The 18,833-nt window shown below is 47.0% G+C and carries 15 protein-coding genes; 2 read left to right on the plus strand and 13 right to left on the minus strand.

The window, feature by feature from the left end; genetic code table 11:
• The 11 genes from HP570_RS11545 to HP570_RS11590 all read right to left on the minus strand — a co-directional run bounded on the left by HP570_RS11545 (nucleotide 1) and on the right by HP570_RS11590 (nucleotide 14,641).
• Nucleotides 1–3,468 (minus strand): DUF4132 domain-containing protein, encoded by a 3,468-nt coding sequence (locus HP570_RS11545; protein WP_173625859.1) that lies wholly within the window; start codon nucleotides 3,466–3,468, stop codon nucleotides 1–3.
• A gap of 19 nt (nucleotides 3,469–3,487) precedes the next feature.
• Nucleotides 3,488–4,627 (minus strand): VWA domain-containing protein, encoded by a 1,140-nt coding sequence (locus HP570_RS11550; protein ID WP_016740514.1) that lies wholly within the window; start codon nucleotides 4,625–4,627, stop codon nucleotides 3,488–3,490.
• Entirely contained in the window at nucleotides 4,612–7,014 is a 2,403-nt protein-coding gene (locus HP570_RS11555) for a DUF5682 family protein (RefSeq protein ID WP_173625860.1), read from the minus strand. The genes HP570_RS11550 and HP570_RS11555 overlap by 16 nt, the downstream gene beginning before the upstream one ends.
• Nucleotides 6,975–8,075 (minus strand): ATP-binding protein, encoded by a 1,101-nt coding sequence (locus tag HP570_RS11560; RefSeq protein WP_172801856.1) that lies wholly within the window; start codon nucleotides 8,073–8,075, stop codon nucleotides 6,975–6,977. The genes HP570_RS11555 and HP570_RS11560 overlap by 40 nt, the downstream gene beginning before the upstream one ends.
• Before the next feature lie 200 nt (nucleotides 8,076–8,275).
• Nucleotides 8,276–9,136, minus strand: a complete 861-nt coding sequence (gene kynA / locus HP570_RS11565; protein ID WP_173625861.1) for a tryptophan 2,3-dioxygenase — start codon at nucleotides 9,134–9,136, stop codon at nucleotides 8,276–8,278.
• A 79-nt stretch (nucleotides 9,137–9,215) separates the two neighbouring features.
• Complete coding sequence (locus HP570_RS11570) at nucleotides 9,216–10,211, minus strand: aliphatic sulfonate ABC transporter substrate-binding protein (protein WP_016740510.1); 996 nt, start codon at nucleotides 10,209–10,211, stop codon at nucleotides 9,216–9,218.
• A gap of 30 nt (nucleotides 10,212–10,241) precedes the next feature.
• On the minus strand, nucleotides 10,242–10,997 hold the full coding sequence (locus tag HP570_RS11575; RefSeq protein WP_020372021.1) for an ABC transporter permease: 756 nt from the start codon (nucleotides 10,995–10,997) through the stop codon (nucleotides 10,242–10,244).
• Nucleotides 10,930–11,772, minus strand: coding sequence for an ABC transporter ATP-binding protein (locus tag HP570_RS11580; protein ID WP_142496025.1), 843 nt, complete (start codon nucleotides 11,770–11,772; stop codon nucleotides 10,930–10,932). Before HP570_RS11580 ends, HP570_RS11575 begins: the two co-directional genes overlap by 68 nt.
• A gap of 579 nt (nucleotides 11,773–12,351) precedes the next feature.
• Nucleotides 12,352–13,203 (minus strand): amidohydrolase family protein, encoded by an 852-nt coding sequence (locus HP570_RS29600; protein ID WP_309139193.1) that lies wholly within the window; start codon nucleotides 13,201–13,203, stop codon nucleotides 12,352–12,354.
• A 31-nt stretch (nucleotides 13,204–13,234) separates the two neighbouring features.
• Complete coding sequence (locus HP570_RS29605; protein WP_254495244.1) at nucleotides 13,235–13,843, minus strand: amidohydrolase family protein; 609 nt, start codon at nucleotides 13,841–13,843, stop codon at nucleotides 13,235–13,237.
• Nucleotides 13,844–14,029: 186 nt separating this feature from the next.
• Nucleotides 14,030–14,641, minus strand: a complete 612-nt coding sequence (locus HP570_RS11590) for a DedA family protein (protein WP_015891005.1) — start codon at nucleotides 14,639–14,641, stop codon at nucleotides 14,030–14,032.
• Between the two features lie 254 nt (nucleotides 14,642–14,895).
• Here HP570_RS11590 and HP570_RS11595 point away from each other — a divergent pair, with 254 nt between their 5' ends.
• Entirely contained in the window at nucleotides 14,896–15,723 is an 828-nt protein-coding gene (locus HP570_RS11595) for a hypothetical protein (protein WP_173625862.1), read from the plus strand.
• 73 nt (nucleotides 15,724–15,796) lie between these two features.
• Here the strand turns inward: HP570_RS11595 and HP570_RS11600 are convergent, their stop codons facing one another.
• Entirely contained in the window at nucleotides 15,797–16,309 is a 513-nt protein-coding gene (locus tag HP570_RS11600) for a GNAT family N-acetyltransferase (protein ID WP_015891003.1), read from the minus strand.
• 187 nt (nucleotides 16,310–16,496) lie between these two features.
• On the opposite strand from HP570_RS11600, the gene HP570_RS11605 reads away from it, so the two are divergent.
• A complete protein-coding gene (locus tag HP570_RS11605) occupies nucleotides 16,497–17,060 on the plus strand; it encodes a GNAT family N-acetyltransferase (RefSeq protein ID WP_173625863.1) in 564 nt (187 codons plus the stop codon).
• 152 nt (nucleotides 17,061–17,212) lie between these two features.
• Here HP570_RS11605 and HP570_RS11610 read toward each other — a convergent pair whose 3' ends face one another.
• Nucleotides 17,213–18,826, minus strand: a complete 1,614-nt coding sequence (locus HP570_RS11610) for a SagB family peptide dehydrogenase (RefSeq protein WP_173625864.1) — start codon at nucleotides 18,824–18,826, stop codon at nucleotides 17,213–17,215.
• Between the last annotated feature and the right edge of the window lie 7 nt (nucleotides 18,827–18,833).

Raw genomic sequence — 18,833 nt, forward strand, 5'->3', positions numbered from 1 at the left:
TTATTTTCCTGCTGCACGCATGACATCATAGACAGTTTCGCTGAAAATGCGTGTTGGAATATCCGTGAGCTTCAGCCGATCCACTGGTTTGAAGTAAAAATGCTTGTACTCGGCATCTTTATTCGGGAAGAAAGCCAACGTCTCCAGCTTCACATCCTCCATTCCTTCCCAATACGAAATGCTTGCCCCGCTGATCTTCAACTCAGCCACCATACCGTCATACAGCTTGTAGAACTCATAATAATAACCGGCATCGAGCGGCGTTCCTTTGACCCAGCCGAATTTCTCCATCATTTTCGCAAAAGCGGTTGGTGAATACGATTCAACAGGCAGACGGAGCATTTCATTTGCTTTTATTTCTTCTTCCGTAGGCAGGAACGCTTCACGACTTAACTGCTCGAACGGTTGCGTTATTTCGTAATCTTCTAGCTGCGTACGCCAGCCATTCAACGTCTCTTCGTCCAGCTCCAGTGGGTGAATCAAGCCAATGAGCTGCTCATCTGCCAACTCATATTCATCCTCATCCACGGTGTTAAATGTCCCATCATCCATATAGCGGAACGTATCTACGAGCTTTCCGTCCTCGTATACACCCCAGATGAGCCCGATTGCGAATTTTTGCATCAACACGTTCTCCACAAAGAGACGTTTCCATGCTGCCGTTGACCAATAACGCGATTTGGACAGGGACTCCTCCAGACGAAGAGATTGTACTTTCACCATATTTTTCAGGTCTTTTTTCAACTGAGCAAAAGTCAATCGCGCTTGTTCTGCCTTCTCCTGATCGTCTTTCGCGGACGGTGCAGGCAGATTTTTGACCGCTTTTCCTGTGCTATCGTTCGTGACCTCCAGCTCCAGCTCGTTGCTAACTTTAACCGTGAAGGTGCGGTCGCCGTAGTCAAACACTTGCTTCCCGGACGCATCGAAGCCAAGCGTCGTGACCAGTCGGTCTTCCAGTTCCATCGCGGAAATGTTCTGATTTGCAGCCGCCATGGACAGCGCCTCTTCTGCTGCAGATTTGACTTGCCTGTTTTTGATCGTACGTTTAATCTGGTCGATTAGACGCAGGGCAGTTAAATCATTCGAGAACGACAGGGCACGCACGCCATCCGCAGCCAAAGCCCCGCGGGAGTGATCTGTCCACTCTTTAATCCACTGACCAATCGTATCGACAATACGTCGATCTCCAAAAGCAACGCAGAGCGGCATGACCCATTTTTCTTTGGCGACTGCTCCGTTATCGAGCCAAGTGCGCAAAACTTCTGTGGTAAAGTCAGCAACAGATGCCGCTTGCAGAGACGGTTTCAAGTCAAGCACCAGCTGGTTTGGCGCAGTCGGGAAATCGATTGAGGCGGTTAGCATGTACTCCATTACTTCTTGCCCCAGCTCGTTGCCGTCTTGGTCGCGAAGGACTGGCATGCGCTCCAGTGGCATCCATTTGATCCTTGTGAGTTTTCGCTTGTCGGTCAGGTTGCCCAAATGAGTCAAGCTCGCATCTGGCCCCTGCTCCTCAGCGTCGATAAATGTTTGCAGCAGCGTTTTAAATTTGCTACTTTTTTCATTTGTCAGTAGCTCCTGGAAAATCTCCTTGTTATTGTCCAGGGAGCGAATCGCATCCAGCGCCATTTCCTTGACCTTTGCTTTTTTCTCGGTTTGATAGACGTGCAAATAAAGCTCCTTGTCTTTGGCCTGAAGAAACGCAGCACCAGCGAGGCCGCTCACTTTCTTCGAGCTGTCACCCAACCCGAGCAGAATCACTTGGTTGCGCAATTCCTCTGACAGCGTCTCCTTTGCGGCTAATAGAGTTTGCGTCACAAAAACGCGAAGCTCCGTTTCCAGCTTGTCAAATTGAGCCAGAGTCATTTCCGGATTCGCTACGACTAACGAACGATACAGCTCTTCTTTGACGTCTGTGTAATAATAGTGCGACTCCTTGATCGACAAAATCTGATAGAAAAGTGTCTGGATATCTACAGCTTCGTCCTTCCGGTAATGATCGATGAAGGCGGTCAATCGATCCTGGAACGCATGAGTGAAGCACATATGGCCTACTCTGCGATTGGACTTGTCTTTGTATTGGCACATGAACGGAATCAGACGTGCAATAAACGGATGATCCACAGGCAAGAAGCTCAGGAGGATCATCTGCTGTCTGACGAGTTGTACGTCCTCCAGATGTACATGCTCAAGCACATCCTCTAGGGCAGCTTTTTCATCCAAATAGCTTGCCAGCTTTGTGGAGCCCTTCGCACGTCGCAGCGCGTCCTGAATAATCCCTTCCAAAGATGGCTGGAAATCGGAAAGATCTACGCCTTCTGCCGCCAGCGTTTTGTGTAAGAATCCCTTGACCATCGGGATCGAAGCAAGCTCAAGCGCTCGTCTTGATCTCGTTACGTCTTCCAACACAAGTTGCTTCACTTGTTCCCAATTGGTCGGCGGGGATAGCAAATGCTCGCGCAGGCCCAGCAGTAAATCGTAAGGCTCATCCATGTGCACGAGGTCAACCAGTCTCTTATCTTGGGACAGGATATCAAGCGGGCACACGCCGAAAAGGATTTGCAAAGTATCGTGCAGCTCCCGATCGATTTCCTCTTCCTTGTTCAGGAACGCACTGATCCCGCCTTTCACGTGAATGCGGTAATACAGCAAGCTGATGACCAGCTCCATATACCGATTCAAATGCTTCTGATTCAAAAGGGAGCCTTCCTTGACCTGCTCTCCTGGATAATACTTTTCTCGCAATGCAGCTTTTTTCTCTTTGACATATGAAGGGTACAACGACTCGTTGGTCAGTAAATTGTTGCTCGAAAACTGCATAGTCACGACTTCTTTGGCAATCGTATGCAGCTCTTTTATATATTCGCGCGTATCACCTGTAATCAGGTAATAATAGATCGGCATCAGCTTTTCTTTTGCTTCTTCCAATAAGCTCGGAGAAATCGAGTACGCATACGAAATGAATAGCAAAAATTCGGCCCGATCAAATGTCGAGGAATAATCACGGCTGATACTTGCGCGATAATCCTCCGCGGCTTTTGACAAAAATTCGGCAAACAGCGTATGTCCGAAATGCTCGACCGTTTTTCTCATGGCCTCCAATGCTTTCTGATCTTTTGCTCGGATATCAGCATCACTGATGTCCTTCATACCCTGAAGTTCAATCTGATCCAGGAAGCACTCATCCATCACATTTTTCTTCTCGTAAAAACGGTTGCTAGCCTTGTAGATCAGCACAGCTGCTCGATAGAAGGCCAGCTCCTCGCCGCGTTTTTTCAGCTTGTCAAATTCGGATCGTACCGTATAGCTGTAAAACCGCGGGTCCTCTGCGATTGCCGGGCATTCGTCTGTGTCACCTGCAACGTAATCAGCGATTTGATCGTACAAATGCTTGTTTCGATCACTTGCACTGATAAACTCCTCCACAAATTTTTTCGTAACCGGATTCAGATCTGTCTTTCGTAATACCATTCCTTACTCCTCCTTCTCTCTATTTGATCACTTTACCAATCCACTGTGCGAGTTCATCAGGCGTGATCGCGGCAACGTTTGCTCCCATATCGCTCAATACCCTGGCAGCATGCTGGTTGTACGTAGCGTTGCCATTGAAATCCAAAGCCGTCAACACTAAAAACTTGCAGCCTGCGTCGATAATCTCCTTGCTTTGGCGATACATTTCCTTGATCGGGTAGCCTTCCTCCAAATCGCTGACGAGGATAAATATCGTCTTCGATGGATTTTCGAGCAGTGTTCTTCCGTATTTGAGCGCCTGTGCAATATGAGTCCCCCCACCAAGCTGCACACTCATCAGCACATCGACCGGATCATCCAGTCTATCGCTCAAATCAACGACCTTCGTATCAAAAATAACCAAATTTGTCTTCAAGGCAGCGAGCTTGTAAAAAATACTTGCCATAACGGAGCTGTAAATCACAGAGTCCATCATACTGCCGCTCTCATCCACAACAATGACGATGTTCCATTTGTTGTGATGCTGGATATTGCTGTGGAAATACAGCTCATCGATGATAAAACGGCTTTTTTTGCGATCGTAGTTCTTCAAATTTTTACGAATCGTTTTATGGACATCCAGATTTTTCATCGACTTCGTATAACCGCGTTTGTGGCGATTGCGCTTGCCGACGATGCTGGTCTGCACTTCATTTTCAAGCTGACGCCGTATATCGTCTACGACCTTGCGTACAATTTCCTTTGCACTTTTTACGACCTCTCCTTTCATCCTGCCTTTAAATTGGAGGATGTTTTTTAAGAGGGTCATGTTGGGCTCCATGCTTTCCAACACTTTTTTGTCAGTCAACAGCTCTGTCATGTTATAGCGATCCAGAGCTTGCCGCTCGAGGATTTCTACCGTCTTCTTGGGAAACAGCTTGCGGATTTTGTTCAGCCAGGAGGGAACCGTCAATGCCGATTCTCCTCGGCCGCCTTCTTTTCGATAGCCTTGCTCTTCTCCGTATTCACGGTTGTATAAAAATTCAAGAATCGAGTCCAATTCCTGATAGGAAAACTCGGATGATTGATAGACCCCGCTGCCTTCCAATGATTCCTCGGCATGCGAGCCCAATAACAACCGCCAGCGGTTCAAGGCTTCGCGGCTCAAATCAGGTTCCATTTGGCAAACTCCTCCTTGATCGCTTGATCGAGCATGCGGGCATCACGCAAGGTACGCTCATCGATGACTGGATTCGTGACTTGGTCCACCGTCGTTTGGAAGAGAGCTGCCACTTTTTCCGAGAGCATACTAATTTCCATTGGGCTAAAATATGTAAACGCCAATCGCAGTTCAGGCACTACCTGCAAAAAGTCGTCGTAGGCCAAGGATGTAATCATCTGATGCAGATCGCGCAGGATTTCCTCTTGATGAAAGAGATAGTCACGAGCCACGATAAAAACGCCATGTAAATACGCGGCGGTATGCAGCATTTGCTCAGGCGAGCCGAACATATAGGCACGGGCACGTCTGGAGATTTCTGCACGGTCGATCACTTCGAGATTGCACAAGATCGCGACCACTACCCCCTCCAGTTTCGCGGGGAGCTTGTCGTTACGCAGCAATTCCCGCAGTTGATCACTGAAAATCTCTCGGGAATCATCCGCCTGTCTCTTCTCACTCAGCATGTAGAGGAATTTGAGCTGATCGGCCAACTCATCTAGTTCGTTGGGGTTCGGGTTTCCCTGCTCGACGATTTTTGTCACAGCCTGGTAATATACTTCTTCCACCAAGTTCTCCAACCGTTCTGTTTCGCTAAGACCGAACAACCGTTTTTGCTCCAAAAGAATGGTGAGTGTCTTTAACGTTTTGCATAGCGAGAGAAAATGTCCATCCTGCCTAACGGACTCTACTACAGATTCAAAGAGCCTTTCCGACAGCTCTTCCAACCCCATAACAACCGCCATCAAAAGCCATTTTGCCAGCTCATAGCTCTGATGCTGCGGCAGTTCTTTTACCATATCGGCTAGCTTATGGGCAGCTGCCTCCTTCACCGTCCCACCGTAGACCGAGCTCTCGATCAGACGGGCTTCTACGAAGGAGGAATAGCTGTAGCGCCATGTTTCTCGGACGAGATTGACATTTCGGTTGTTCATCCAGTCAGGTCCGGCTTCTTTGGTGCAAAATTCTGTGCCCAAGAACTGCATGCAGTGAAAAAACTGGCTGGCTTCGCGATGCGACTTTTTGGCATACAGCTCTAGCACCTTTTGATTGCGCGCTGTCGTCGTGATCGCGAGCTTTAACGATTTACATCTGTCTTTGCAATCGTGAACGATGGGCACATCCAGTGAATTAGGAGCCACTTCACCGATTCCGTCTCCGGTTAACAGCTCTCGCAATGTCTCGATCGGCTGAGAGGTTGCTATCGAGCGCTCGCCTTTTGTAAAAGCAGAGAGAACGGAATCGAGCAACTCATAGGCACCGCCCTCAGCCTTTTCCCGCATGACAGCCAAGCCGTTCATGAGGCTATATGCTTCGATCGCATCCGCTGTAGACGTCGTTTCTCCCTTGCCACGCAATTTTTTTAGCAGTTGTGGAAGGTACGTTAACGCGCTTTTCGAGAAGGGAGCACGCTCCTTCTTCTCCAGTGCCTTCCACACACTCTCGTAATAATGGACGTACGGCATCCCGCTTGCGTATCCATTCAACTGATCTGCTTCCTGGTACGTGTACACCATCGGATATATTTTTTCTTCCTGCACCTTTTGTATCTTGTAGGAAGTCTTGCGTTCCTCGATGAGTCCGTATGTATGAAAGCCCCCGGTTACCACGAGAATTCTCGCATGCTTTTTCTTTGCCTCTGCAATTTTTTGACGCATGTGCGCCTCGCGAATCAAATCGCCTTCCGCTTCCAAAGTAGCGTCATCATAGCATTTTCGAGACAGGTAGCAGTAGGCAAAGACATCCTTGACGAAATCCTTCGTCTGTTTGCGAATCCCATCAATCTCAAAAAACTTTTCCCACAGCTCATCAAAGTTCCGGCATTTCATCGTCTGGCACAATCGCTGAATAAACTGCGAGCCTGCCAGCATGCGCTCATCGTGATAAGACAGCTTTTCATTCTTCTTTTTCAAATCATGGCCGTCTTCCAAGCTCTCCAGGCGGCTTCCGTAGCTTAGATCAATGAAAGCAGCGGGAATCTGCCGGCGTTTTGCTTCGACCAAGGCCACATATTCCGGCGAATACAGAAGAAACGGAAAGTAACAGACGTATTTTTGCTCCCCTGAGGCGTACGCATAATAAATGCTCACAGGAGGCTTCGTCCGTTCATCCGTTAAGATCGGAATGATATGATTGCTATGGTCCGGGCCTTCAATCAAAATGATTTCCGGTTGATACTCTTCGATCGTTTTTTTCAAATGAAACGCGCATGCAGGACTATGATGACGAACCGGGAAATAGACGACCTGTTTGCTGAGGTTGTAGACCTCATCTTCGACGAATGATTTTATGAAGCGGTCCTGATTTTTTATTTGATCCATTTCTTCTCGTTGTAATACGTTCCCCATAGACCCTCTTCCTTTGCCCGTTCTTTGACCACTTTGGTAAAGTAGGTTTTCAGGATATTTGCGTCCTTTTGGTTTTCCTTGACGACGGCTCCCAGCATGTTCTGCACCAGTCGATCCATGGAAATTGACCTGCCATCATAGTAATGGGACGTCATTGCACTTTGAACATAGACGGATACGGCTTCGGCTGTGCTCATCACGGATTGAGGGGAATCGATTTTGAATCCTTCCTTGGTCTCGCCCATCCGCAGTTCCATGAAGGTAGTCGCCAATATCTCAACCACATCGCGATCGATTTCGATGTTTACTCCACTTTGCTCCAGAATCACTTTTGCTTGGGATTCGATAATTTGGGCTTCCATTTTCACATGATTAATCGGCGCGATTGTCTCGAAGTTAAAACGGCGTTTGAGGGCGCTACTCATTTCATTGACGCCTTTGTCCCGCAAGTTTGCTGTTGCAATGATATTAAAACCGGGCTTGGCAAACAGGATTCCGTCTGACAGCTCGGGAATGTTCATCACCTTGTCGCTCAAAATACTAATCAACACGTCTTGAACCTCAAACGGACAACGGGTAATCTCCTCAAAACGGGTAATGATTCCCTTGCTCATTCCGGTGTATAAAGGAGAAGGAACCAGCGCTTGCAACGAAGGACCTTTGTCCAGCAGCATCGCGTAGTTCCAGGAGTATTTGATCATATCCTCTGTCGTTCCCGCGGTGCCTTGGATCGTATTCGTGCTCGTACCAGAGATAGCCGCAGACAGCAGCTCAGAGAGCATCGTTTTTGCCGTTCCAGGTTCTCCGACAAGCATTAAGCCGCGATTGCCTGCCAACGTGACGATTGCACGCTCAATAAGTACATCGTCTCCATAGAACTTCTTCGTAATCGGTATACTTTCGCCCTCATAAGAAAGGGGTTCATCCGTTCCTAAAATAAAGTCGCGCACAGCTCTGGGCGACATCAGCCAATTGGGAGGTTTTGTCCCTGTATCCTGGGATCGCAGTGCATTCAGCTGTTTCGCATATAACACTTCCATAGGTGGCTTCATTGTTTCCATCCAAATGCCCACTCCATTTCTGGTTGTACTTGAAAAATAAGGTATACTATAAAAAATGAAAACATATGTTTGTCAGGAAAAGAAGGGTATTTGTACCCATTATTAGGAAAGATATGTGAAAAGATGTGAATTGAGTACTACATGCCAAAAAGCGCCCTGGGTCCCCAAGACGCTTTTCTCGCTGTTTTTTGAAGAGTTTTTTACAACTGTGTCCGCAAGCTCCAAAGCTCCGGGAAAAAACGGTGATCGAGCGCTCTGCGTAAGTACATGACGCCTGATGACCCACCCGTTCCCGTCTTTTGGCCTATGATACGTTCGACTGTCGTCATATGGTTAAAGCGCCATTGCTGTTGCTGACTTGCGATATCCACCAGCTTTTCTGCCAACTCGTACAAATCCCAATACTGGTTCACATTTCGATACACGGTCAGCCAGGCTTGCTCTACACTCTGATTGGGTTGATATGGTTGCGACCAATCGCGATTCAAGCATTCCGGATCAATCGGCAAGCCCCGAACAGCCATCTCCATGATCGCCGCATCATAAATGCTAGGCTGCTGCAAGGCCACACTCATCTGGGCGTGAAGCTCTGGTTGATGCGCATACACCGCAAGGACATGCTGGTTCTTATATCCTAGCGTAAATTCGATCAGTCGGTTTTGATAGGATTGAAATCCGGACGAATGACCCAGCTTGTCACGGAACTGGAGGTAGTCAGCTGGCGTCAATGTAGAAAGGACATCCCACGATTTAATCAATTGCTGCTGGATACGCGAGACTCGCGCGAACATTTTGAAAGCAGGCTCCAGATCATGATTGCAGATGCATTCATTTGCTGCTGACAGTTCGTGCAAAATTTGTTTCATCCATAGCTCACTCACCTGATGAATGATAATAAACAGCATTTCATCATGATGGGTAGATTGAAGCTGTTGACTCGATAAGATTTGATCGAGCTGTAAATAATCCCCGTACGTCATCTCCTTTTGGAAATCAGTATGAATCTGTGTCTCTAATGAGCTGTCGATCGGTTGATTATTTCCTTGTTCATGTGGTCTCATCGTGGAACGACCTCCTTTCCCATCTAATTCCTTTCCACCCCTCTTTCCTCCTGCTGAATATTCCTTCTTCTCACCCGATTTATTTCGCTGCTTCCAAATATTTCAAATCGATCAAACCATCGATTTTATTACTGGAAATATATCCGGCTTCCTGGCTGATATCTGCCATTTCCTGAATGACTTTTTCATTAACCGCTGTTGTAACTTCCAAACGGGAAAAGGCTGCCTGCACTTCTTTTTTGCTCAACTCTTTGCCAGTCAGATTTTTCAAATGTTTGATGATCAAGTCTTGGCTTTCTTCGGGATTTTCCTGAATGAATTTGACTGCCTTTTTATGTGCTTGCAGGTAGGCGGTTGCCAATCCTTCTCGTTTCAAAAATTCATCGCTGGCTGCTACCACGGTATTGGTTGATTCTTTCCCCCAAGCGAATTGATCCCAGTCCAAAAGCAGTTTTCCTCCTGCCTGATTTTCCAGGACATATCCCCACGGCTCCTGCGTTGCTGCACCGTCAACGGATTTTTGTACGAATAAGGCTGCCGTATCTGCCGGAGCCGCCGCATATAGTTCCACATCTCCACCATTCGTCGTCGGTTTCAGGCCAACCTCATTCAGTGCTTTTCTGAGCATGACATCCTGTGTGCTACCGATTACCGGAATCGTGATTCTTTTGCCTTTTAAATCCTTTAGTTCGGTAATATTGGTTGAACCATTCATGACGAGCACAGCTCCGCCATTGACCGCACCTGAAATCAAACGATACCCGGGATGCTTGACATAAAAGTTCAACAGCGGTCCAGGTCCGACTGTCCCTACGTCAATCGCCTTTGTTGCCATTGCTTCCATAAACAATCCGCCATTGGCGACCGTTTTCGTTTGAATCTTTACATCCGCACCGAAAGCTTCCTTGAAATAGCCTTTCTCCAATGCAATGATCGTTGCGCTATGGGTCAGATTTGGGAAATATCCGATCTTGACTTCCTTCTCTGAGGATTCGGCTCCGCCTGTAGAGCACCCGCTAGCAATCCCCATTAATAATAGGGATGCGACAACGGTACTGAACACTTTTTTTAGCATGTGACGACACACTCCTTAGCCATTTTTCTTTTATGAATGGACTCCCCACTTCATCTGAACGTTGCGTTCGATCCGTGAAAAGACAACATTATCGACGATGGTTCCGATGATCGCAATAATGATCATGACAGATATCACCAAATCCATTTGTCCAAGTGAACGGCCCATCTCGAGTAATTGCCCAAGACCACCGCCACCCCCGAGCAACTCACCAGCCATGAGTGCCCGCCAGGAAAACGCCCAAGCGATCCGAAGCCCAGAGATGATCTGTGGTACGGATGCAGGAAGAATGACCGTTCGAACGAAGTGAAAGCCAGTCGAACCATAAGTCTTGGCTACCCGTTGATATAGCGGGGGGACATTTTTGAAACCGCTGGTCGCGTTGACCGTCATCGTCCAGGTCGCCCCAATCGTCACGATGAACAGGATGGAGAAGTCATTTAAGCCAAACCAGATAATCGCAAGCGGAAACCAGACAATACTTGGGATAGATTGAAGCGCAGTCACCACAAAGCCAAGCGTATCTTCTACGAGTTTGTACCTCCAAATGAAGTAACCCAATATCAGTCCGATGATAATAGCAATGAGAAAGCCCAACAGGATTCGTCCCATGCTTTTTCCAATCGCGGCGGTAATTTGCCCGCTTATCAAGCCATTTACGAGTGTTTCAAAAACCTGGGTCAAGCTGGGAAACATGAACGATGGCAGCCCAGATAATTTAGATGTGACTTCCCATATCGCCGCTATCATAGCGATGAAGATGACCCGTCTTAAAGCTGTAGTCATTGCCCATTTCCTCCTTCAGCACCTTTTCTATCTCTTCTTGCAGAATCGACAGCACCTTCTGCTCGGTGCTTACTGTCACACTGTCCGGCATGACCCCATCGCGCATGGCAGGAACCGCAATGATTTCCTTGATTTTTCCCGGGCGTGTGGCAAAAACGACGATTCTCTCCGCAAGTAAAACGGCCTCCCGGATATTATGGGTGACGAAAAAAATCGTGACCTTGGTCGTCCGCCAAATCTCAAGCAGCTCCTTATGAAGAACCATCCGCGTCTGTTCATCCAGCGCCGAGAACGGTTCATCCATCAGCAAAATGTCGGGTTCCATGACAAGTGCCCGAGCGATAGCTACGCGTTGCTTCATCCCTCCTGAGAGCTGATGGGGATAGGAATGAACATACTTGCTTAAATGGACCATCTTGAGCACTTCCAGCGCCTTTTCGTTGGCTTTCGCTGTAGACATTTTCTTCAACTTGAGCCCGTATGTAACATTTTCCAAAACGGTCAGCCATGGAAATAACCCTGCTTCTTGAAAAACGACAACTCTGTCAGGTCCGGGCTTATTCACTTTATTGCCAGCAACGTGGATGTCACCGTTGTCCGGTTGATCCAATCCCGCTATCAAGTAAAGCAGCGTCGATTTTCCACAGCCAGAGGGGCCGACAATGGAAACGAAGCTGCCCTTTTCCACTTCCAGATTGATATCATCCAGCACCTTTACTTTTTGTTTCTGCTCATTTACAAAATGTTTCGTAACATTATCAATAGTCAGATACATGAATGCACCTCTTTTTATTCCAACTTAGTCGATGGGGATTATGAATAAATAATGATTAATCCTATCGTTTTTGTCAACTATAATCCGATAAAAAAAGGGAAGGCGGCGGGCACCTTCTCCTATTCAATGCAAGGGCGACACTTTAGGTGCAGCATTGCACTACGTCCATTTCATCCGATCGGTTGACCCATATGGAACTGTCTGGTTTTATAAGAAAGTCGATGTTATTTTTCTTTAATGCTTCGATTTGTTCGGGAGAGGCGCCTTCCGAAAACTTATAATAGACATTACTGGTTTGATAAAATAAAAATGTGATAACAGCAATAGATGCAATCGCTGTTAAAATCAGAGAAATAGCGATCTTCCTTTTCATAAAACTCACCTCGAATAATTAGGCTGGAGTTTTTCATCTTACCGTTCAAAATACCACTTCTCCACAAGGCGTCACAAATCCTGGTCTATTCCTGAGTAAAACTGGAAGAAGCGTTACTGAGAGTACACCCAGTATCGCTTCTATGAATCCGAGAATTAGACCTCATTCAACTACTTACCCTATTAACAAACCACGCACTTTACTTATCAATATCCGAGCTTCGTCGGATCAAACCTTCTCTCATCCAAATAAGCTCGCGCATGCCCCCAGAAATACTTGCTTGGCTGCATGTAGATTTCCAGGCCTGCCCGCTCGATTGTGCGATTCGCCTCTTCATTCGCTTCCTTGAGGATTTGCTTTTCATCTACAGTCAAAACACGGCGCTCGTCCATAATCAGCTCACCGTCGACAATGACGTGGTTCACATCTCCACCGACTGCCTGATAGACGACACGATGGACGTGCATGTTCTCTGGATTCAAGTGGGCCTGATGCATATTTACGGTAATGACGTCCGCTTTTTTACCAGCCTCAAGAGACCCCAGCTCGTCATCCCAGCCGACACAGCGCGCCGCATCAATTGTTACCATTTCCAGCAGCTTGCCCGGCGGGAGGTAATAGTAATCACGTAGCGCCGCTTGTTGCAGCAGCTGCATTCTGCGCATGGCCTGAAACATGTCAAAAGGAGTCATCGGCGAAGTACCGTCTGTCGTGATCGCAACAGTCGCTCCCATCTCCAGCAATTCCGTAATCGGGGTCCGTGCGTTGATTTGACCAAAACCAGGAGAAGCGCTCACATTCGTTCCTGTTTCGGCCAAAATTTTCGCCTCATCAAACGAAATCCCCCGACAATGCTGCAAGTGTACGTCTGGACCGAGCAGCGCGTACTCTTTGTCTTGGATCGCGAGGTGAATCATGCCTCCAAAAGCATCAGAATGGATGCGCGTATCGTACCTTTTCGCAATCTCTCTAATTTTTCGCGCTTGGTACCGGTCGAAATCGGTTAAGCCAAACAATTGGTCAGCTGGTGTCGGATAGGACGGATTGACAGAGGTCACGATGACAAATGGTGTTATGTATGCTCTGGTTTTATCCGTTATTCGCGTGATTCAGGGCTTCGATCACCGCTTCTGCTCCAGCGAGAACCTGCTCATAGGTGACTTCCTTCGTTACTTTTTGTCCATCGACCCAGCGGCTAAAGGAATGCGGCCACGGTGGGTTGCATGGACCTGTCGCTACGATTTCGCGGACGCCAACCTCGTTGTACGCTTTGGCGTGATTCAAGGCAAAGATCGGATCATCAGAGCAAGGCATCGAGCCTAAGACGCTAACACCTGTCGTAATCCCGGCTTTAAGCCGCTCCAGTGCTGACAGCTTTCCCTCGTAGTACCAGAAATCGTCTGTCACGTAGTGCTTGTAAGTGTTGGTCATGATTGGCATCCAGTCGTTGATATTGTCCGTTGCAATCGTTTTGAACAAGGAATGTCCGCCATGACCATGTGTGTCAATGAAGCCTGGCAGTATACAATGATGCTTGCAGTCGACAACCTTTTGCGCGGGATACTTGTCTTTTAGAAGTGGAGTGTCGCCTACCTCCAAAATTCTTCCTTTGTCAATGGCGATTGCCCCGTCCTGTAGTACCCGACGGTCTTTGTCCATGGTAATGACTACGCCGTTTACGAGTAGCAAATCGATCAAGTTGCATCTCTCCCAGCCTCAAGAATGAGGGCGGTGCCCATGTCACCTACTCCCCCCTCCCTACACCTTAGCGCAATTACGGCGTTTTGTATTTGCAAGAAAATTACGACTTTTTGTAATATGTTTACCTCTTGGTTTCCATATGGAAAAACCACCTTCCCTCGAAGGAAAGATGGTTTTTCGGTTTTAGGCGTCCACTTTTCGTTTGCGGAGGAACAAGATGAGAAACACGATCCCCGCAAAGGCGAGTACAACATAAACGACATTGGAATAGAGATCGAAGTAGTACAGAATGTCTTCCCATGACTCCCCCAATAAGTGACCAGCCATCACGAGGATGATGTTCCAAATAAACGTACCAAGTGTTGTAAACAACAAGAACAGCGGGAAATTCATTTTGGTCATACCAGCTGGAATGGAAATCAGGCTTCTGATTAATGGGACCATGCGGCAAAAAAAGACCGTCCAGTACCCGTATCGATCAAACCATTTATTCGCCTTATGGATATCTGCCGTTTTAATGCGCAGAAGATATCCCCATCTCTCTACGATCTTCTCTATTTTTTTGACGTCCAGATAATAACCGATTCCATAGAGAATGATTGCCCCAATCACCGAACCGATTGTAGCTGACAAGATTACGCCAAAAACCGTTAAGGATGATTGCGTCGTCATAAATCCACCGAACGTCAAGATCACCTCTGAAGGTATGGGTGGGAAGATGTTTTCCAGTGCCATCATCAGTAAGATGCCAAAGTAACTATATTGTTCAATAATTTGGGTCATCCAGTTCTGCATGCTATCCCTCACAATTATTTACCAATGCTTATCTCTCCAGTATAGAGACACGCGTCGCATAGTTCAATGAAAAGCGATCATCTTTTCCTTCCTTTCAATACGAAAGAAGGAAGTCTGGGGTTACCTTTCCTTTGAAAATTTTTATTTAAAATATTCCGGAACAAAAAACATTGCAAGGATAGGTAATATATGGAATATTAAAAAGGTGCCTCCATGCACATTTTTCAAAAACGAATCGTGAGGAGGTGAACTGTGTGTTTCGAAAGATTATCCATTCACTCGTATGTCTTTTACTGGTTATGACGGCTGGCGCCGTGAATGTAAACGCGGCCCAAGCAAAAGCAACCGGCATGTTTTTCATTGACAAACCATTCAAGAAAGAGGGACTTCGGTTTCAAGTGACCGTTACCGAAACCGACAATCCAAAATACGACTCACCAATGTACCACGTAAATACCATTGTCACGAATACTTCGCGGAAACCCATCACATACACGACTGGGCATTGCTATGGTGTAACAAATCGGCTAGAAGCGTTTGCCTCTGGAGACTCTTGGGAGCTTCCCTACCCTGAAGACGAACCTGCCTGTACCCCGGACATCAAGGAAAAAAACGTAAAGCCCGGGAAAACGATTGAGCAAAATGAATATTTTCGAACAGACGAACTGCCGAGAGATCTAACGCCAGACTATTTTCAGTTAAACTCTTACGTACACATCCTCGTTGGACCTGAAGATAAAGAACGCAAAGAGGAAATCGTAAAGATGCAGACGAAATTTCTTCCAAGGCTAGCTCTCCATCCAGATGAGATTGAGCTCCATGCTGAATCAAGTGAGCTCCCTAAATCGTATTACCAAATCGAAGTGACAGGGAAAGTCTCGAATAAAGAAATCAAACGCGTAACCATTCAAGTCTTCAATACGGTCATTACGTTGCAAGTCGACTCGAAGTCAGGAGATTTCTCCACGAAGAAAAAAGTAAAAGCAAAAGGCCCATCCCTTCAATCAGGTGTACTCGAAGTAACGTATAAAGATGGCACGAAACATACCTACTACGTTCCCATAGAAAATTCCAGCAATTGATGTTCTCCATGAAAAAAAGGACTGCCATGTGTGCGTCCTTTTTTGTGTAAAACTCTGATTCTGTTCTAGCGTACTATTCTTTCTGCCTAGACCAGTAAATCATCGTGTCGTCCCTCTTTATTTCTGTAAAGCCCATTTTGACTAATAATTTTGCGGAATCTATGTTATCTAGCAGGCATTTCGCCGTAATCTTTTTCACATCTGGCTGTAATAACGCCCAATTCGCTAGACCTTCTGCTGCCTCATACGCGTAGCCTTTTTTTCGCTCGGCTTCAATAATTCCATAGCCGATGTCCACTTCTCCCTGCGCATTCGGGACTCCTTTGAATCCTACATCCCCGATGATCTTCATGTCTTCTTTTGTAAGGATCATCCACGATTCAAATCCTGTCGGTCCCCCTGTGCGTTCGAGTGCTTGGATGATTTTGGGGATCGTTTCCATCGCATCCTCATCTGGCCAGCCTTTGCCTAATGTAAGCCCCATATCCAATAACTCTTCGTAATTTTCTTGCAAAATATTCGTTGCTATTCTATGTGTAAATGGAATCAATTTGAGCCGTTGTGTATGAATGCTTTTTTCATTCATGGAACAAGTACCCCTTTCTCTTTCCTATATTGTCCGTGGCGATATTTACGTTGGATTTACACTCCAGATGTTTTTCAGAAAGGGTCTATTCCTACACCTCAGCTACTCTTCATACTCCGATAATAAGAATCACTCGGGCACCACCATTATAGCATGATTTTCCATCTAATTGATAAGGAGTGAGAGAATGTCCACACCGCTAAACACTGAGCTTGTCCGCATTCAACCCTGGGCGGATGACGATCTTTCTTTGCTACGCCTTTTAAATGCACCAGTCATGATGGAGCAGCTCGGAGGCCCGGAGACGGAAGAGCAGCTCCTAGCTCGACACGAGCGATACGTCAATAAGGGGAGACAGCTAACGAGCAGGATGTTCAGCATCATACTGCTCCCAGATCACACCCCCGTCGGAAGCATCGGCTATTGGGACCGCATCTGGCAAGGAGAAAACGTATACGAAGTAGGCTGGAGCGTCCTCCCACCCTTTCAAGGGAAAGGAATCGCCTCTGCAGCTTTAGCTTTACTGATTACCCGCATCAAACAAGAACGAAGACACAAGTTTATTCATGCCTATCCCTCTGTGGACAACCCTGCCTCCAATGCCATTTGCCGTAAGCTCGGTTTCACTCTGCAATCAGAATGCGTCTTTGAATACCCTCCAGGAAGTTTTATGCGCTCCAATGATTGGCGATTAGAAGTCGCATCTGTACATTTCCCCATCGAAAAAATCCGGGAGCAATTCCCAATGTAAGCCTGTGGCTGACTGTTGCTGCTGATCGTGGATTGACCGTTCGATGGTTGAAGGTGGATAAAGAGACACTTACCTTACAACGAGATGAGCTCGATACCCTCCTTACTTCCAGAACAAGACCCGGGTCATCGCGACTCGGGTCTTCCACTTTTTTATCCATGAAGTCCAGTCTGAAATCTGGCGCGGGGGCGATAGTGCCCGACCGGAATTTGAATCAAGCAGGTTTTCTCTTCGGACGCTAGGTTGTAAAGATCATCGCAATTTTCCACGTCAAATCCGAGTAACGGATGACCGCCCATTCCACACGTGAACGCTGCTAAAAGCAAGTGATGCACGACGATTCCTGCCTCCATCTGTTGGATGCGATACCCTCTAAACCCTAGTTGATTCATCAGATGATCACGTTTTCCTACTACATGAAAGCAGAGCGGCACTTGATACAGATTCACGTTGTCCAGGGTCATTCCCTCTTGTAGACGTGCTCGTAAATCTCCATAGACAATTGGATAAAGAGCGTGCTCCAGTGGTTCGTAAGCGTATGCCCCATCTTTCATCCCTTCTACCTGATGAATGCTGACAAAGAGTGAAAGCCTTCTCCACGCTGCTTCTTGATTTCCCCCCAAATCATTGCCATACGATAGCGCACTCATCGTCATTTCCATGATACGCGCTACCTGATTCTGGTCCGTTTTCCTCCTGATAAAGTCCATTTCCGGTGAAAAACGCTCCCTGCAATATTCCGCCAAATCATAACTAGGTTTCTGCAAACGCGGGAGAAGGATTCGCTCATCGGACCGGCGAGGCCGTTTGCTTTCCGCCTGATCCGAATATCGTCGAAATGAATGGGTAGATGCCTGCATAGCAGCTTCATTCATTTGCAGGAGTGCAGGATATTGTCTCATTCTTTTTGAGCGTGTCACTTGCACATGCTTTTGCTCAGGTAGTTCTCTGACTAGCTCGCTTGCCAGCACCCCTTTTTCTCGTTCTATCCATTGTGCCGGTGAGTGCGAATGCCTCCCCTCTTCTGTTTGGAGTGATAAAGGGACTACCGCGTAGACACTCTCTTGATCGGCAGACAATCCTAACAGTGTATTCATCGCTCTATCCAGGAACTGGTAGTGTACCGCAGTCGTAACACCGAGTTGGTTTGCCATTCCCTGCAATTGTCCAAGCAGTACACCAGCATCGAGGCCCTGCAATCGATAGGAAAACTCATCATACTTAAAAAAGTTCTTCCAAAAATAGATGGAGACGAACGCAACTCCAAAGCATGCATGTACTGGACAACTGCCACCAAGTGCTCGGTTAAGGACGTGATCAAAATTCCCTTCGCGCAATTGTACGAGTCTGTGATGAGCCACATCGTAGTGGTATAGACCTGGAGGAATACTCGACAGCTTCAAATACACGTACAGCTCGCTTGGATAGAGCCCTCCCCCAGACGGAACCGGCCTTCGCTTCATTACAAGCGGCAAAAACGACTCAGATTCTGCATCTGCCGAAGTCGTGGTTACCAACAACGATTGACTGATTTGTATCAGTCCATAGCTATACCATAACCATGCACCCAATTGTGGAAGAGTCATCTCTTGTGAAACCGTTTGATCTATGAGCGATAGAGACACGTCTTCAGGTAGTGAAATGACAGGTTGCCCCCTGTACAGCTTGTATGGTAGTGGCGCATCCCCCCAATCCACTTCGAGATCACTTGGTCTGGCGTTTTCTGTATCAAAATGAAGGCGGTACAAGAAATTTTCGAGATTCATCCGGCTC

Origin of the sequence: Brevibacillus sp. RS1.1, assembly GCF_013284365.1 — a bacterium.
Taxonomy (GTDB): domain Bacteria; phylum Bacillota; class Bacilli; order Brevibacillales; family Brevibacillaceae; genus Brevibacillus; species Brevibacillus brevis_D.

Excerpts from the sequence above, each read along its gene's own strand:
- HP570_RS11555 (WP_173625860.1), bottom strand. The coding sequence starts at position 7,014 with ATGGGGAACGTATTACAACGAGAAGAAATGGATCAAATAAAAAATCAG.
- HP570_RS11605 (WP_173625863.1), top strand. The coding sequence starts at position 16,497 with ATGTCCACACCGCTAAACACTGAGCTTGTCCGCATTCAACCCTGGGCG.
- HP570_RS11590 (WP_015891005.1), bottom strand. The coding sequence starts at position 14,641 with ATGCAGAACTGGATGACCCAAATTATTGAACAATATAGTTACTTTGGC.
- HP570_RS11545 (WP_173625859.1), bottom strand. The coding sequence starts at position 3,468 with ATGGTATTACGAAAGACAGATCTGAATCCGGTTACGAAAAAATTTGTG.
- HP570_RS11550 (WP_016740514.1), bottom strand. The coding sequence starts at position 4,627 with ATGGAACCTGATTTGAGCCGCGAAGCCTTGAACCGCTGGCGGTTGTTA.
- HP570_RS11570 (WP_016740510.1), bottom strand. The coding sequence starts at position 10,211 with ATGCTAAAAAAAGTGTTCAGTACCGTTGTCGCATCCCTATTATTAATG.
- HP570_RS11575 (WP_020372021.1), bottom strand. The coding sequence starts at position 10,997 with ATGACTACAGCTTTAAGACGGGTCATCTTCATCGCTATGATAGCGGCG.
- HP570_RS11560 (WP_172801856.1), bottom strand. The coding sequence starts at position 8,075 with ATGGAAACAATGAAGCCACCTATGGAAGTGTTATATGCGAAACAGCTG.
- HP570_RS11610 (WP_173625864.1), bottom strand. The coding sequence starts at position 18,826 with ATGAATCTCGAAAATTTCTTGTACCGCCTTCATTTTGATACAGAAAAC.
- HP570_RS11600 (WP_015891003.1), bottom strand. The coding sequence starts at position 16,309 with ATGAATGAAAAAAGCATTCATACACAACGGCTCAAATTGATTCCATTT.
- HP570_RS11580 (WP_142496025.1), bottom strand. The coding sequence starts at position 11,772 with ATGTATCTGACTATTGATAATGTTACGAAACATTTTGTAAATGAGCAG.
- kynA (WP_173625861.1), bottom strand. The coding sequence starts at position 9,136 with ATGAGACCACATGAACAAGGAAATAATCAACCGATCGACAGCTCATTA.